General features: G+C 41.5%; 13 protein-coding genes and 1 pseudogene. 3 read left to right on the forward strand and 11 right to left on the reverse strand.

Annotated elements, in window-relative coordinates; translation table 11 throughout:
• Positions 1 to 331 precede the first annotated feature (331 nt).
• The 5 genes from RMY16_RS04450 to RMY16_RS04470 form a co-directional block, all read right to left on the reverse strand.
• Positions 332 to 1,312 carry a phosphotransferase family protein gene (locus RMY16_RS04450; RefSeq protein ID WP_322735342.1) on the reverse strand — a complete coding sequence of 327 codons (981 nt, stop codon included), beginning with the start codon at positions 1,310 to 1,312 and terminating at the stop codon, positions 332 to 334.
• A gap of 50 nt (positions 1,313 to 1,362) precedes the next feature.
• On the reverse strand, positions 1,363 to 3,159 hold the full coding sequence (locus tag RMY16_RS04455) for an ABC transporter ATP-binding protein (RefSeq protein WP_322735343.1): 1,797 nt from the start codon (positions 3,157 to 3,159) through the stop codon (positions 1,363 to 1,365).
• Positions 3,160 to 4,317 (reverse strand): glycosyltransferase family 4 protein, encoded by a 1,158-nt coding sequence (locus RMY16_RS04460; RefSeq protein ID WP_322735344.1) that lies wholly within the window; start codon positions 4,315 to 4,317, stop codon positions 3,160 to 3,162.
• A 191-nt stretch (positions 4,318 to 4,508) separates the two neighbouring features.
• Positions 4,509 to 5,795, reverse strand: coding sequence for a glycosyltransferase (locus RMY16_RS04465; protein ID WP_322735345.1), 1,287 nt, complete (start codon positions 5,793 to 5,795; stop codon positions 4,509 to 4,511).
• A 140-nt stretch (positions 5,796 to 5,935) separates the two neighbouring features.
• Positions 5,936 to 7,207, reverse strand: coding sequence for a glycosyltransferase family protein (locus RMY16_RS04470; protein ID WP_322735346.1), 1,272 nt, complete (start codon positions 7,205 to 7,207; stop codon positions 5,936 to 5,938).
• Between the two features lie 136 nt (positions 7,208 to 7,343).
• On the opposite strand from RMY16_RS04470, the gene RMY16_RS04475 reads away from it, so the two are divergent.
• On the forward strand, positions 7,344 to 7,502 hold the full coding sequence (locus tag RMY16_RS04475; protein WP_322662285.1) for a hypothetical protein: 159 nt from the start codon (positions 7,344 to 7,346) through the stop codon (positions 7,500 to 7,502).
• Positions 7,503 to 7,733: 231 nt separating this feature from the next.
• On the opposite strand, the gene RMY16_RS04480 is transcribed toward RMY16_RS04475, so the two are convergent.
• Together RMY16_RS04480 and RMY16_RS04485 are read right to left on the reverse strand one after the other, a co-directional pair.
• The gene (locus RMY16_RS04480; protein ID WP_322735347.1) at positions 7,734 to 8,291 is read right to left on the reverse strand and encodes a hypothetical protein; all 558 of its coding nucleotides are present in this window, start codon (positions 8,289 to 8,291) and stop codon (positions 7,734 to 7,736) included.
• 12 nt (positions 8,292 to 8,303) lie between these two features.
• Positions 8,304 to 9,161: a hypothetical protein gene (locus tag RMY16_RS04485; RefSeq protein ID WP_322735348.1), complete on the reverse strand. Its 858-nt coding sequence runs from the start codon at positions 9,159 to 9,161 to the stop codon at positions 8,304 to 8,306.
• A gap of 318 nt (positions 9,162 to 9,479) precedes the next feature.
• Here RMY16_RS04485 and RMY16_RS04490 point away from each other — a divergent pair, with 318 nt between their 5' ends.
• Positions 9,480 to 10,106, forward strand: coding sequence for a Uma2 family endonuclease (locus tag RMY16_RS04490; RefSeq protein WP_322735349.1), 627 nt, complete (start codon positions 9,480 to 9,482; stop codon positions 10,104 to 10,106).
• 2 nt (positions 10,107 to 10,108) lie between these two features.
• On the opposite strand, the pseudogene RMY16_RS04495 reads toward RMY16_RS04490, so the two are convergent.
• The 4 genes and pseudogenes from RMY16_RS04495 to RMY16_RS04510 form a co-directional block, all read right to left on the reverse strand.
• Positions 10,109 to 10,198: pseudogene (locus RMY16_RS04495) on the reverse strand (tetratricopeptide repeat protein); the annotation flags it as partial.
• 104 nt (positions 10,199 to 10,302) lie between these two features.
• Complete coding sequence (gene petJ / locus RMY16_RS04500; RefSeq protein ID WP_322662473.1) at positions 10,303 to 10,638, reverse strand: cytochrome c6 PetJ; 336 nt, start codon at positions 10,636 to 10,638, stop codon at positions 10,303 to 10,305.
• A 364-nt stretch (positions 10,639 to 11,002) separates the two neighbouring features.
• A complete protein-coding gene (locus RMY16_RS04505) occupies positions 11,003 to 11,497 on the reverse strand; it encodes a GNAT family N-acetyltransferase (protein WP_322662470.1) in 495 nt (164 codons plus the stop codon).
• A 163-nt stretch (positions 11,498 to 11,660) separates the two neighbouring features.
• Positions 11,661 to 12,833 carry an RpoD/SigA family RNA polymerase sigma factor gene (locus RMY16_RS04510; RefSeq protein ID WP_322662468.1) on the reverse strand — a complete coding sequence of 391 codons (1,173 nt, stop codon included), beginning with the start codon at positions 12,831 to 12,833 and terminating at the stop codon, positions 11,661 to 11,663.
• 806 nt (positions 12,834 to 13,639) lie between these two features.
• Here RMY16_RS04510 and priA point away from each other — a divergent pair.
• Positions 13,640 to 16,345, forward strand: coding sequence for a primosomal protein N' (gene priA / locus RMY16_RS04515; protein WP_322735350.1), 2,706 nt, complete (start codon positions 13,640 to 13,642; stop codon positions 16,343 to 16,345).
• Positions 16,346 to 16,704: the final 359 nt, after the last annotated feature.

The raw sequence follows: 16,704 nt of genomic DNA on the forward strand, positions 1-16,704 counted from the left end.
TACGGTGTACACACAAGTCGAATTACCCCCCTCAATCCCCCCGATGCATTGGGGGGAAGCCAGAAATCTAATTCCCTCCCCAATGCATACAGGGAGGGTTAGGGTGGGGTAAAAACCAGATTCGTAAACGACTCCAGACTTGTGTGTACACCGTAGGTATTAGACTCAACTGAGAATCGCTATAAATTAGCTGCAATACGTTTCAGGTAGGGGTTATTGGTCTTTCAAGATGCGATAAATCGCGTCTCTATATGAGGGCTTTGGGGTTATCTCAACTGTATTTAAATTGACTGGGGGTTATTGTATTGCACTTAACTCACAAGCCCTATATTTACGAATTACAAATTACCCCAAGTCGCTGTTCGCACAGATTTAATAGTGCTTCTGTAAAAGGACGACGTTCTGCAAATTGGGTGCTGATATGAATATGTCGAACTAAAGTTAGGGTTGTATAGGATTGAATTGCACTGAGGAATTTATCGCTTGTAAGCTGAATAAATCTTTCAGTTAAAAAATTTTCATACTCTTGTAATACTTGGGAATTACCAAAAGTACGAAGGCTGTATTCTTGAATATGACCAATGAAATTACCGATATCAAGTGCTGGATTACCTTCACAATATAAATCTAGGTCAATGAGATACAAACGAGAATTATTAATAATCACTTGATCGGGATAAAAATCACGGTGGATACCACAGCGTTTTGGTTCGGGCGTGTTTTCTCCTAAATGATTACTTGCTTCTAATATTCTCTCTAAGCGTTCTTCCCATTGTGGATATTGTTGCGTAACTAATGGAATCCGCTCATGCAAAATTCGCAGTTCATCTGACATAGTATGAGAACGATGAGGAAGAATATTAGCTTGGTGCAATTTATGGGCAGCTTCAGCAATTAGTTTTGGGGGTAAAATACTGTCAGTTGGTGATAAAAATTGAGTAGCAATAACCCCTTCAACCTTACGCTGTAACCACATTTGCCATTGGGGAATTACGCCTACAGGTTCAGGTACAGAAATTCCATCAGGACTATCATCACCAAATCCCGCAGACCATAGAGATTTCTGTAACTCATAACTATGAAAATCCGTTCCCTTAGCCCTAACCTTACCAATGAGCGTAATTATTTGTCCATCATCATTAATCAATTCGTATTCAATCAAACAACGCCGCCCCAACTTATGACGAATAACCCGGACTTTCTGCACACGACAATTTGCAGCGATCGCTAAACACCGCCCAAAACACTCTTCCACCCGCAACCGATCAACCGCATCCGCCAAAAAAGGCATCTTCCCATCACTAAACCCCATACTCTGCGTACCTCTGCGCTTACCTCAGCGTCCCTTTGCGTTAAAAAACTCTAAACCCTCAAAGAAGCCTGCACTTGATACAAAGCCGCATAACGCCCATTCTGTTGCATCAATTTCAGATGAGTACCTTGTTCCACCACCTGCCCATTTTCCAAATAAAGAATCATATCTGCGCGAGTTGCCAGATAAAGATCATGAGTAATTAAAAAAGTAGTGCGATTTTCTGACAACTGTTGCAGCGCATCAATCACAGCCTTCTCATTACCCTGATCTAACCCTGTTGTAGGTTCATCTAAAATCAGGATAGGAGCTTGACGAATAGCAGCACGAGCGATCGCAATTCTTTGTCTTTGTCCTCCAGAAAGAGTTGCGCCTCTTTCCCCTACAAGGGTGTCGTATCCTTGTGGTAAAGCTTGGATAAAATCATGAGCATTAGCTAAACGAGTTGCATCTTCGATTTCAGCATCAGAAACCCCTGCAATCCCGTAGCTAATATTTTCTCGAATACTAGCAGCAAATAAAAGACTATCTTGCAAAACTACACTAATTTGTGGACGTAATGATGCCAATGTATATTCTCGAATATCCCGCCCATCAATCATTACGCGCCCTGCTGTTGGGTCATAAAGCCGTAATAATAGGCTGACTAATGTAGATTTACCACCACCAGAAGTCCCAACGATCGCTACTTGCTGTCCTGGTTGAATGTTTAAGTTGATGTCTTGCAGTAGAACTTGTCCTGATTGATAGCCAAAGTGGACGCGATCAAAACGCACTGCACCTCGGAAAATCGGGGCTGGGATTGCATCCGGCAAATCATAGACATCAGGTTGCTGATTTAATACATCTAAAATACGCTCACTAGAAGCCGCAGCTTTCGCTAGTCGTCCAGTGTACTTAGCAAAGTTCTGCACTGGCTTAAAAGCATTCTTCAGGTAGGTGAGAAATACCAGCACATCCCCAGGTGTTAACGCATCCCGCAACGCCAGCCAAGAACCATACCATAAAACGATCGCTGTTCCCAATGCAATCACAGCATCAACGGTACGTTCTAAGTGAGCCGCCAGCCGTTGGGTTTTGACGTTTTCTTTGAGACTACGTTGATTTTGTTGAGCAAATACGCGTGCAAAAGCGTCTTGCAAGGATAAGGCTTTAACTAATTTAATGGCAGCAATGGACTCAGCCGCCGTCGCCGCCACAGCACCTTCTTGTTGGCGTTGCTTTAATGAGGAATCTTTAATTCGCTGGCTGAGTCGGTTAGCAACTAGCCAAAATAACGGTAGCGTGAATAGTGAAAGTAGGGTGAGGCTGGGATTGATCCAAAACATTACCCCAATCATCCCAAATAGAGTCAGAATGCTGACTACTAGCGGTAATGCTGCCGTAATCATAATTTCTTGGAGACGGCTAGCATCGCTACTGACGCGAATAATTAAATCGCCGCTACGTGCTTTGGTGTGATATGCCAAAGATAAATCTTGCAGATGACAATACAAATGATTACGCACTTTCGCCATGACTCGGCTACCAACTGTTGCTAATCCGACGGTACTCCAATAGGCAGCAAGGGCGCGTAAACTTGTAATGAGTAAGACTGCAACGGCTGAGAAAGTCAGTAATGTTATCGGTTCTAGACTAGCAATGACGGGAATATTATTTAGCTTTTCGCTGCGAAGAAGAACATAATCAAAGACAAACTTGAGCGGCCAAGGTTCTAATACGCGGAGTCCGACATCTGCAACTAAAGCGATCGCAGAAATCAAAAGTAGTCCGAACTGTGGACGAATGTCAGACCAGAAATAAACTAGGATTCCCCACAAACCAGAAACATTTTGAGCTTTTGACATTTATCGTTTCACCTCCATCAGCAATGGAGATGCTATATAGAGAATTTTTTGAGCGATCGCATCCCAAGTATGATGTGCGATCACCGTTTGCCGCGCCGCCTGTCCTAAAGTATGACGGAGAGTAGGCGATCGCCACAATTTTTCTAATGCCTCTGCTAAAGCGATCGCATCACCTGGAGGACAAAGAATACCATTCACCCCTGGATCAATTAAGTCTGCCAATTGCCCAATCCGACTCACAACTACAGGCAAACCAGCCGCCATATATTCATACACTTTCAATGGTGAGAAGTAAAAATCAGATTGCGCGGCGTAGGGTGCAACGGCGACATCCATTGCTGCTAAAAATTGAGGAACTTCATCAGGATTCACCGCACCAGTAAATTGAGTGTGAGCATCTAATCTCCGTGCAGCTAATTCCATTTGTAGATTTTCGCGTTCGGGGCCATCGCCAACAATTAAAAGTTTGGCATTGGGAACACGTTGATGCAGTAAACTAAAAGCTTCTATGAGAATTGGCAATCCATGCCACGGTTTCAACGTACCAACAAATCCCACTGTAAAGGTTTCAGGTTGAGTTACCGGACGAAGGGTAGAAAAGCGGTGAGGATTGACACCATTAGGGATGACATGAACTTTGCTACTGTCCACATAATTCATTAAGTAAGTTTTCACTGCATCTGAAATAGCAATCAGTGTTGTAGCAGCTGAAAACACTCGATTTGCGACTTCTTCCGCACTTTGGCGATCGATCAAACCCCGATGCTGTGCTTGTTCTGTAATCAGAGGCGAATTTACCTCCAACAAACCCGGAATTCCCATAGCTTGGGCATATTCCATCGCGCTATAACTCCAAAGAGAATAACGCTCATAAATGAAGTCAAAGGGGCCAAATCTTTCCAAATTTAAACGTAAATCAGGATTCATACCTAAAGCAACTTGCTCTCGCACCGCCCGTTCTAATTTAGGGATAACTGGGAGTTGATGAACAACATTAGCTAAATCTGCGGGTAATTCTCCCCCAATCCGAGTAGCAAATAATGTGACTTGGCTACCTTGCTTTTGCAACGCTCGAATCACCTCTTGGACATGAATCGAGCATCCTTTTTGACCAAATACAGGTATACCCGGATCAGCACAAATGTATGCAATTCGCATTTTCACACCTCCTGAATTAGTTACCAAATAAAAAAACATCCCAAATTTTCTTGTGGGATGGGCATCTTGCCCGTCCCAGATTTAGAGCGCTCATGTTGCCCACCCCACAAGATGGATAATTTTTGTCTTGGAAGTCCCTTAGCACTCTTTTATTACTCTCGTCAGATTAAATTTGAAACCCTATTTTGGCGTTAGTCCGCGCAGGCGGACTTTGTTTGTGTAGCCGCGATTTCTAATCGCCGGGGTTTGATTCCCGTAGAGAATAATTTCCGTAACATTGCAGTATTGCGATGAACATCAAACTCAGACTCAATTAATTGCCTAGCCTGGGTTGACAACTTAACCCGCAAAGCTGAATTAGTCAGGAATTGCCCAAGTGCATCGGCTAATTTCTCGGCATCATGTTGTGGCACAATTAACCCAGTCTCCCCATCACGCACCAATTCAGGAATACCCGTCACATCAGTACTTACACAGGGCGTTCCTAAAGCCATAGCTTCGAGTAAAACTGTAGGTAGTCCATCCCGATTACCATCTTTGCCAATAACATAAGGTGCGGCAAACACAGCAGCTTTTTGTACTAATTGAAACACCTCATTTTGTGGACGCGGGCCGACAATTTCCACAATAGATTGCAGTTCTAAATCTATAATTTGCTGACGCAAGGCAAATTCTAAAGAACCAGTACCGACAATTTGACACTGAAACTGATAATTTCTCTGCTTGAGAATGGCACAAGCATCAATCAAAACAGATAGCCCTTTCTTCTCGATTAATCGACCGACTGAGATAATTAATGGCGGACGTTCAGCCGGAGAAGAATATTGCAATTGTCGTAAATCTAACCCGTTGTAAATGCGCTGAACTTGCTTTGCGGCTAAGTTATATGTATTGTGCAGATATCTGAGATTATAGTCACTGACAGTTACTACACTAGCTGCATCCTGTAGTTTACGTTGCATATCTTCAAATTCCACGCTTTCATGAAATATGTCTTTAGCATGAGCCGTAAAGGTATAGGGAATGCCTGTAAAGTGGGATGCTAGCCGAGCTACGCTAGTTGCCACAGTACCAAAATGAGCGTGTAAATGTGTAATTCCTTTGAGTCGCGCTTCTCGTGCTAACCATGCGGCTTGGTAGACAGTACTAGCTTGTTCACCTTGAGCAAAGGCCAGTTTTGTCCAAAAGTCAGGGATAACTTTACTTGCTTCTTGTAATTCTGCCCAAAAATAGCTAGCGGCTGTTGGTGCAAGACTATTGAGTGATTCACTAATCCGCCCTTGAATTGGCCTCCGAATGTAACTTACAGGCGCACGCACTTGGGAAATAATATTTTGAAAGTGAGTGTCACATAGTGGTCGTAAGGCAAAAATTTCTATATCTAAGCCAGCCGCTTCATGAGCCAAAATTTCATTGACAACAAAGGTTTCAGAATAGCGGGGATAACGTTTGAGAACATAACCAATACGGATTGACATAATTCGTAATTCGTAATAATTCGACTCCTTTCGACTTCTCTACGAGACGCTACGCGAACGCTCAAGGCAAGTCGCTCAGTACAAGTTCGTAATTCGTAATTAATGAGGTGAAATTTTTGTCTTTGACAAATGACCAATGACTAATGACAAATAACTGATACGAGGATTTCATTAACGAATTGAGGAATGCGGGTAAGTCCTTTGAGATCGACGAAATTACGGACTTGTGGTGGTTTTACCTCAAGGGTTAGCCAGTTGCTTAATGCAGTAGGTGTCAGTTGACGTGGTTGTATTACATCGATTAAGCCTAGTGCTTGTAATCGTTCAGCACGGATTAATTGTTCTCGTCGGGGTTTGATGCGGGGTAAAATGAGCGATCGCTTTGCAAATGACAACAATTCACAAGTTGTGTTGTAACCACCCATTGCAATCACACGTTCGGCTTGATTTAGTAACAGCGTCGGCTCGGCTAAATATTCCAACACGCGCAGATTGTCACGTTGCACTGCATAGTTCTGGAGTTTTTGCCGAACTTCTCGCGGCATAAACGGGCCTGTCAAGATGATACCGTTCATCTCTGGTGGTAGTTCAGCATGAGCAAATGTTTCTGCTAACTGCGCTCCGTCTTGTCCGCCTCCCACTAAGCACAATACCAGTCGTTCAGATGACAGATTGAGCGATTTAAATGCTTGAACGCTGTCTAAATCCAGATGTTTGAGGCGACTGCGTTGGTCAAGATAGCCGGTGTAGCGGAATTTGGCAACAGTTTTTGGCTGGAAGTGATACTCTTTTGCTAGGTCATAGATGTTGCGATCGCCATACACCCAAACCTGATCGTAGTAAGCTTGAATCGCCTCTTCATTACCTCCGTCCTTCCAATCTCGACGCACAGAAGCAGGTTCATCTAAAATATCCCGTAAACCTAAAATGCAGTATGTTTTTCCTTGAGTACGCAAGTAATTTAGGGTTGGATCTAGCTCTCTGACTGCTCCTCGCGGTACATTATCCACAATAAAAATATCAGGTTTAAATGTTTTAATAGTAGTTAGTATCACTTGCGATCGCAGTGTAATAATTTCCTGCAATGATAGATCCAATCTTCTTGCCTGATATCGCCCATCAATATTTTTGTGCAAAGCCGGGAGCGTCAAACAATCTACCCCTGGAGGTGTTGGTACATTACTGGCATCTTGAATGCCACTAATCATTAAAACATCAGTTTTTAGGGGTGAACATCCTAAAGTTTGAGCAATCAACAAATTACGGCGTTTATGTCCTAGTCCCATTGTGTCGTGGGAATATAAAGCAATGCGCCACTTCCGAGTATTGCTAGATAAACTACTATTCTCCGAAGACATGATGCTATGCGATGTTCTGATGATTTCTCCAGAGTGGGATAACAAGTTGTTCATTTGCACTCCTGACTAATTTTTCCCACAGAATCTAATCCCCTTTTTTATCTAGCAATCTGAAATAATTCATGAAAACACACCACATTTATGGAGTTTTTAAAATTCAGAAGACAGAAGGGAACCCACATTTAAAAACGTGGAATTGAAGCAAGCAGCGCCATTTGATGGCAGTTGCTTCTCTCAAAGGGAGACAGCGCGTAGCTTGCTTTCCCGTAGGGAAGTCGGGGAACCTGCCCACAGCAGTGGCTTTGCTTTGTATCTCGCGGCACTTTCTGCGACGCTCCTACGTCGCTAACGCTTCGCTATCGATACAATTCTTCTTTTAAACGTAGCTCTATAGGCAGAACTAAAGTTTTTACTGATACTGATTTTCTTCCAACCCTAACTTTGTTTGTCACAATTTTCGCGTACCGTTTAACTTGAACTTAACGTAAGTTTAACTAAAGCTTTATGAGAAGAGAATGAAAGTTACATGAGAACTTTCTCATGTAGCCTTCACCAGATATCAAATATTGTCTATTCGCTTTCAAAAGCTATTTTTACTAGTAACTCTAATTAAAAAACGCAGAGCTTCATTTACTGCTTCCGAATTAGGAAACATTTCTGCAACATCAGGTTCTAAAATAACTGTCAATTTTTCAATATTATTAAAATTGTCTTCACTAACTATCATATTCTTGTCCGTCAAGCCATAATTTAATTGATTTTTATGCTGTATTATGCTTGTTTGGTTAGATGGAGCATTTAATTTATTAATTAGTGATTCCCAACTACTAACTTTCAAGTTAAAGTAAGCTTTTGCATCCCGTAATGTTTTAAACTCTTGTTTCAGAATATCAACAGTATAAATATGCTTCTGAGATACCTGTTTTTCTGCATTCAGGTCTGACTCAACCATATCAACTACTTCATTAATAAGTCGGTCATGATTTTCGGCAATTTGAGCAGCAGCTCCTAAAATCCTAGAAGTTGTTTTTATCTGTACATCAGTCTCTTGTTTAAGGCGATCGGCAATACTGCGAATTTGATCTCCCAGCCTTGCTTTACCTTGTTTTTGCGTAGCTGGGAGTGATTTTTTGCTCATGAGTATGCTTATTTATTCAGAAAGTATATCTTTAATTGCCAGCCAGATGCGTTTAAATTTTTGTACCAAACCCATAGGATTGTTAGTTGTTTCTTCTTCCACCGAATCAACTAGAGACTGAATCCGATCCATACGCTCTGCGACAATGTAAAGACTGTTTACTGCTTCATCCTTACTTGTTAAAGAGTCACGCAATAGCACAACCATCTGGGCAATTTCTCGTTTTAGTTTTTCATTCTCGGCTTTCCGGCGAGTTTCCCATCCCTTAATACTAGCTTTGGAACGACGCTCATGCTTGAGTTCTGCTTTAGCCTCATTGTATAAAGTCAAATACATTTCTCGTTCAGAGTTGGCTGCATCATATTTGGTAATAAATTCAGTTGCTCTAGCTTTTTCTTCATTGTAGAGACAGAGTGTTTGTTGATGACTTTGTTGTTCATCAATATAGAAGCGATAATTTTGAGTAACTTGCTCTTTTAGCTCATTAGCCTCGATTTGATAAGTTTGAATCTCTCGTTGGTGAACATGAACTAGCTGGGATATTTTTGCTTTTTCTTCGTTATAAAGGTAGAGCGTCTTTTGATGATTTTCTTGCTCATCAATATAAAAGCGATAATTTTGAGTAACTTGCTCTTTTAGCTCATTAGCCTCGATTTGATAAGTTTGAATCTCTTGCTTAATATGAACCAGTTGAGATGTAGCTTCCTCATTTTCTTTTGCACGTTGTTGCCATTCATCGCGTTGGGCACGAACAGTCATCAATAGCTGTTGAAGCTCACGAGGAGGAGTTGGTTCCTTCTGCCGTGAACGAGGATTATTAACATTGTTGTCATGATTAGAATCTCTGCGATCGCCTCTCTTCATTGCCATAATTTATATGCTTACGTAATTTTTTGTTATATTTAATAGCAGTATTTAGTTTAACTGAGATAAAATAATTGAAGTGTGATCTCGGTTCTACTGGCAATATGATCTGACTTGGAGTTGAGATATTTTTTATTCTGTCTCAAGCGCTCAAATTCCTAGACTGCGATCTCGAAGGACTAGAGATATTGCGCTTCATAAGCAAACTAGGTTTTAAAAAGCGAAGAGAATAAGCCTCAAAGCCTCTTCTCCTGTAGCAATTACGAATTAAGTTAGGATTGAGAAAAATGAATACTTCACAAACACGATAGAAGACAATAATTTATGATTCAAGCCTTACGCAAACTAGTTACATTCGATGAATTCGTTGCTAAATATCCTGACAACACAGGAAAACGTTATGAGTTGCATGATGGAGTAATAGTAGAGATGCCGCAACCCACAGGCGATCATGAAGAGATCATTGTATTTTTAGTCCAGAAATTTATTCTAGAATATAGTCGCATCAGCCTACGCTATGGCATCCCGAAAACAGTATTAGTAAAACCGCCTGAAAGTGAATCGGCTTACTCACCAGATGTACTGATATTAAATCTCCCTAATTTGATAAATGAACCTCTGTGGAAAAAAGAATCTACTGTAAGCCTTGCGGAATCAATACCTTTAGTCGTTGAGGTAGTGAGTAGCAATTGGCGTGATGATTATTTAAAAAAAGCTGCTGACTATGAGGCTGTAGGCATCCCAGAATACTGGATTGTAGATTATGCTGCTTTAGGTGGTAGGCGATTTATTGGCAACCCCAAACAACCAACTGTCTCGCTTTACACTTTAATTGAAGGAGAATACCAAGTTAGCCAGTTTCAAGGTAAGGATCGCATTATCTCACCTCTGTTCCCCGAATTAAATTTAACCGCCGAACAGATTTTTCAAGCTGGTGGATACCCTGTATAGCCCTAATAGTGTGCGATCGCTCGATTATGAGCGACAATGGCAGCAGGATAATCCCCTTGTCTGTAGTGTGCTACTCCCCGGTTTAGATAAGCCTCAAAGTTATTCGGTGCAAGATTTGTGGCTTGAGTACAATAACTCTAAAATTAGCGGGACAAAAAGCCCCGCAAATTATTAATTTTTGAAGTTAGATTTTAGCCTACTTCCAGTCTTTATCTGCTTGTGAAAGTACATAAGCAGTTACATCTTCAATCTGGTTAGGTTTTAAACGACTACCAAAAGCAGGCATGGCATTTTTACCTTTTGTAACTTGGGCAATAATCGCCTCCGCTGAGTACATACCATACTTTTCTAAAGCGTCCTTCTTCAGGTTCTTCGGAGCTTGAACAAGATTTTTACCTCCGGCGTGACAAGAGGCACAATTAGCACTAAATACTTTAGCTCCACTAGCAGCATCTGCTGCCAATGCTGGACGGCTGAAGGCAAAGGTGAAGATTGCTATGCCTAACAGTATGACTGTAATCATTTTTTTCATTTCGTGTTCTCTCTGCAATAACAGCTTATTCGGTGCAATATCCTCCATAATTGTGAGTTCAGCCGCTACCATAGTCAAATGACAAGCTGTCAAACTTTGGTTTATTAAATAAAGTTTTTGGATTTTGAATCTTGGCGATTTTAGATTTAGCTTTATTAGCACAAAAGCGATATGTAACGAGAATTTGCTTGTCTACAAAATACCTAGCTTTTTTATTTGCAAAGCTGTGCTATTTATACTGATGATTAAAATGCAAAATTATGTAATTTTGAGTATTTTATAAAGAAAATTATTAAAATTTAAGGATGAAATATTAAAGATAAAAATTGTCTTGTTTCATCCTTTATACTTCATCCTTCGTTTTTTATTTGACCGATCCTAATTGAGTAAGCACATCTTCTGTGACGCGACAAATTCGCCAATCATCTAATATAGATGCTCCCATACTACGGTAGAATTCTTGGGCTGACTCATTCCAATCTAAGACACTCCACTCAAATCGCCCACAATCACGTTCTACAGCTATCTGAGCTACTTTAGTTAGGAGAGCCTTACCAATACCTTGCCTGCGATATTCTGGTAAAACAAATAAATCTTCCAGATAAATTCCTGGCTTAGTCAGAAATGTTGAATAATTATGAAAAAATAGGGCAAAACCGACAGCTTGACCCGCAGATTCTGCTAATATTGCCTCTACATACCTCCGCGAACCAAATAAATGCTCCTGAAGTGCTAGAGCATTGCCAGCGATCGCGTGAGATAATTTTTCATACTCTGCAAGTCCCTCAATTAATTTAAACAATACGCTGCAATCGGCTGGTTCGGCAAAACGCACAATCAAATTGCTACCCGAAGTCATTAGTCTATAGTCCATAGTTTATAGTCCATAGTCTATAGGTAACTGGGCAATTTATTTTGAGTATTGACTAAACAAGAGCCGAAAAAAGCTACAAAACGCCCGATTTTTGCGAATTGCAAAGCTAATTAAGTTCCAGATTGCACCTCTATCTTGAGCAATGTAATTAAATCAACCAACCTTTTAAGCGTTTGGCTATGTGAGGACGGCGCAATTTCCGCATGGCTTTGCTTTGAATTTGACGCACTCGCTCACGAGAAAGATTGAACATATTGCCAACCTCTTCTAAGGTACATGGTTCGCTGCTTGTCAAACCATAACGCAGAGAAATCACATCTTTCTCTCGTGGAGTTAACACGTCACCCAAGACTTCCCAAATCTCCTGACGCATCATGTTTTCATTCATTTTTGCTTCTGGAGACAAGTTATCTTCATCTTCTAGCAAATCCATCAATTCCGTGTCTTCTTCTTTACCAACGCGGTGGTTGAGAGAAAGTGCTTGTCGCCGTAGCTGTTGTAGCTGGCGTAGTTGTTGCACACTAATTTCTAAATATTCTGCCATTTCTCCTTCGGTAGGATTACGACAGAGTTTTTGTTTGAGTTCCCGTTGGGCTTTTTTTAGCTTGTTCAGCTTTTCAACAATATGAATCGGTAGCCGAATTGTTCGCGCATCGTTAGCTATAGCTCTAGTAATGGCTTGTCTAATCCACCAATAGGCGTAGGTAGAAAACTTATATCCTTTATCGGGATCAAACTTTTCTGTAGCGCGATTTAAGCCCATTGCTCCTTCCTGAATTAAATCCAGAAAAGGCACTCCCCGATTTAAATATCGCTTGGCAATAGACACTACCAATCTCAAGTTCGAGCGAATCATTTTGCGTTTCGCTACTCTCCCTTGATACAAGCGATTTTCTAGTTGCTTTTCCGTCATTCCTAGCTCGGAAGCCACTTCTAGTTTGCTGGCTTCATGTTCCAGCTTTAACTCTAAAGCCGCTTGTATTTCTCTAAATTCTTCTAGAAACCTAACTCGCCGCGCTAACTCTACTTCTTCATCAGCTTTTAAGAGCGGATAACGTGCCATTTCTTTAAAAAATGCGCCGACAGCATCATCATGTTCAGTTTTGTTGTATCCCGAAGGACGAGCCGCGGCCATGTCATCGCCATCGCGTTCGTCTGATTCCAGATTTTCTACTACAATTGGAGATTCTTCTTCTGCCACTGCATTTAAACTATCGAGCGATGGTTCTTCGATATCAGCAGCATTCTCCAGTATTTCCATTTTTCCCAATTCAACAATATTCATATTTTCCTTTAGGGATTGTTGCTTTGTTTGGTACATCATTTATTTACACCTACTCGTTTGAGGCTTGGTAGTTTTCCCTAATGGACGACGCACCCGTAAAGAATAGCGAAATATAGGCTGATGCAATTTGTCTATAGAAATAAAAATCGGCATCTACCTAGTATCTATAGGTTACAGTTATATACAACCTATAACGAAACTTACCTTAGCACCCAGCAAAACTTTTTTCTTAGATTCCCAGCAGATATATTCTTCATTTTTTTCTGAATTATCAAATATGTCAAACCCCCTCAAACTTTCTCAACCTTAACAAATATAAAAATTCCAGCTAATCGTCCAAATATTTTAAACTTTCATATATTTTTCTAAATATTTATAATGTTTTAGTCGCTGGAGTAGACTGTTGTATAAAAGGAAGACCTACTAATGGGTTACGCATTCCCGATTTGATTTCCAGTTACCTATATAATACAAATTACAAGAGTAGCAGTTTAATTTTGATCTGATCTTACTTTGTATAAAAGCATCTCATATACAGAAATGGTTGAATATCTACCGCTAGGCGGAAAAAGGCTACTCCATATTTAGTAGATAGAGTAACTGTTGCAGCAATAGCCGACATGCTTTTATTTGTATAGTGGGTACCAAATATTTATTGCATATATAGTTGATACGAATTTGTCTAGTAGATTACATAAGAGGAAAATTATCAAGTATTATGAAGAATAACAGTATTGAGAAATACCATTTAAATTTAAGAAAGCGAAAAACTAAAGTTTAGTTAGCTAGGTTGATTCTGACCAGCTATGTGAGGAAAATATTTAATTATAAAATCCGCAAGTATGTATATTAATGACATAAATTTATCTCCTTTAGTGGTGAGTGAACCGAGTGAATCATACAAGTCAGGTGAAACTGTTAATCGGTGGGTTGAAGTATTGGTAGACTGTCCAGGAAGTACAGGACTATTTACTTATCGATTGCCAGCCCAGTTAGAAATCAAACCAGGAGATATTTTGAGCGTGCCATTTGGGGCGCAACAATTAGGAGCGATCGCGATTCGGTTACTGGCACAACCCAATATCGATTTACCACCAGAAAAAATCCGGGAAGTAGAAGATATAGTCAGCGTTGGATTTTTCCCAAGTGCTTATTGGGAATTACTCAACCGAGTTGCTGCATATTACTATACGCCGCTGATTCAAGTAATCCGGGTTGCTCTACCCCCAGGATTGTTGGGGCGATCGCAGCGTCGTATCCGCCTGGTTGGAGGGAGAGCAGGGGAGCAGGGGAGCAGGGGGGCAGGGGGGAGCCGTTATTTACTGGGATCTGCCGATCCTTTGGCTTTTTTGACTCCGACTGCGCGGCAAGTTTGGGAACTTTTGCAAGGGCAACCAGCGGGGGACTACAGTTTTGTTTACCTTCAACAAAAAGTCAAATCTGCTTATCGGGGAATTCGGGAGTTATTGCGATTTGGTTTAGTAGAAAGCTACTTAGAACCGCCGCGACTAACTCGACCAAAATTGCAAAAAGCAGTTACGCTCACAGGTACAATTGACCAAGAGTTAACTACTCGCCAACGAGAGATTTTAGAAGTGTTGCGCCGACGTGGCGGAGAGTTGTGGTTAAATGAGTTCTTACAGATTTGTAAAACAACTACCCCTACCCTGAAAGGGCTAGAGGAAAAAGGCTACATCATCATCGAAGAACGGGAAGTATTGCGAACTGAACAAGGCCCAACTTTAGTAGGCGATGGTGCTAAATCTTTAACTACAGCTCAAGCTAGCGCTTTAACAACAATTCAGACATTAGATAAATTTGCTCAAGTTTTATTGCATGGGGTGACAGGTTCAGGAAAAACCGAAGTATATTTGCAAGCGATCGCACCTCTCCTCAATCAAGGTAAATCCGCTCTTGTCTTAGTCCCAGAAATTGGACTTACACCCCAGCTAACCGATCGTTTTCGTGCTCGTTTTGGTAATAAAGTCAGCGTTTATCACAGCGCCCTCTCTGATGGTGAACGTTACGACACTTGGCGGCAAATGCTCACCGGAGAACCTCAAGTTGTCATTGGTACTCGTAGCGCCGTTTTCGCCCCTTTACCCAACTTGGGTTTAATTATTTTAGATGAAGAACACGATAGCAGCTTTAAACAAGATTCCCCTATACCCACCTACCACGCCCGCACCGTTGCCCACTGGCGAGCTGAATTAGAAAACTGCCCCTTGGTGTTGGGTTCTGCTACGCCTTCGTTAGAAACTTGGGTAAGTGTGAGGAAGCAGGGGAGCAGAGGGGCAGGGGAGCAGGGGAGCAGAGGGGCAGGGGAGCAGAGGAGCAGGGGAGCAGGGGGAGAAGTCGTAACTCCTCACTCCTCACTCCCAACTCCTAACTCTTCACTCCTCACTCCTCACTCCTCACTCAGCACTCAGCACTCAGCACTCAGCACTCAGCACTCATTCCGCACTCATTATTTAAGTTTGCCTGAGCGCATCAACTCTCGCCCTTTACCGCCGGTGGAAATCGTCGATATGCGGCAAGAGTTGCAACAAGGAAATCGTTCTATATTTAGTAGATCCCTGCAAGCAGCTTTAGAAGAGTTGCAAGAAAGAAAACAACAGGGAATTTTATTTATTCATCGTCGGGGACACAGTACTTTTGTGTCTTGCCGCAGTTGTGGATATGTGTTGGAATGTCCCCACTGTGATGTGTCGCTGGCGTATCACCACACCGAAGAAAAAGCGCCGGAATTATTGCGGTGTCATTATTGTAACTATGCGCGATCGCACCCCAAATTTTGCCCTGATTGTAGTTCCCCTTACCTGAAATTTTTCGGTAGCGGTACTCAACGGGTAACGCAAGAACTAGCGCGACAGTTTCCAGAATTGCGCTTAATTCGTTTTGATAGCGATACCACCCGTAACAAAGGCTCACACCGTACCCTACTCACTCAATTTGCCAATGGCGAAGCAGATTTATTAGTCGGAACGCAAATGCTTACCAAAGGTTTGGATTTACCACAAGTGACACTTGTGGGTGTTGTCGCCGCCGATGGATTACTAAATTTATCAGATTATCGTGCCAGCGAACGAGCGTTTCAAACCTTGACACAAGTCGCTGGACGTGCCGGTAGAGGTGAAGATCCCGGTAGAGTAATTGTGCAGACTTATACTACAGAGCATCAGGTAATTGCAGCAGTGCGATCGCACGATTATCAATCTTTCTCTCAAGCTGAATTGGAACAACGCCAAGCACTCAATTATCCCCCTTATGGGCGGTTAATTTTGTTGCGTTTAAGTAGTCTCGACCCGATTCAAGTACAAAATACGGCGCAAGTTATTGCTACAGCCTTGAGTACAGAAGAAGAATTCGAGATATTGGGCCCAGCACCAGCGAGTATTTTACGAGTAGCTAATCGTTATCGCTGGCAGATATTGATTAAATTTGCCCCCGATGCCTTACCGCGATTACCAGATTGGGAAGAAGTGCGATCGCTTTGTCCTTCCTCTGTAAGTTTAACTATTGATGTAGACCCGTTAAATATTATGTGATCGTTATGCGATCGTAAATTACTACCCCAACTAGGAGTAACGCACCTTATTTACTAATAAAAACGGAGAACGTAATCCTTCTAGCTAATCGGCATCTAAGTTGCATAAAAGCAGGTCTGAAGCTCTTAATACGAAGGAATCATTCTGGAAAAATGAATGACGATTAGCTTACCACCACTTGACATTCAATCTGGGAGTGTAAGTTCAAACAACCTCTAAATAAAGCTCTTTCATATTAAAATTCCCGAAATTTTATAAAATTCGGGAATCTAGTCTTAGAAGTTTTTGAACGCACATTTGACTTTTAAAAAATGCCTAAAAGAATGATCAAAGTCAGCCCACAGAAGGCAAGTAAAGAC

Source organism: Nostoc sp. DedQUE12b (assembly GCF_034530835.1).
Lineage (GTDB): Bacteria > Cyanobacteriota > Cyanobacteriia > Cyanobacteriales > Nostocaceae > Nostoc.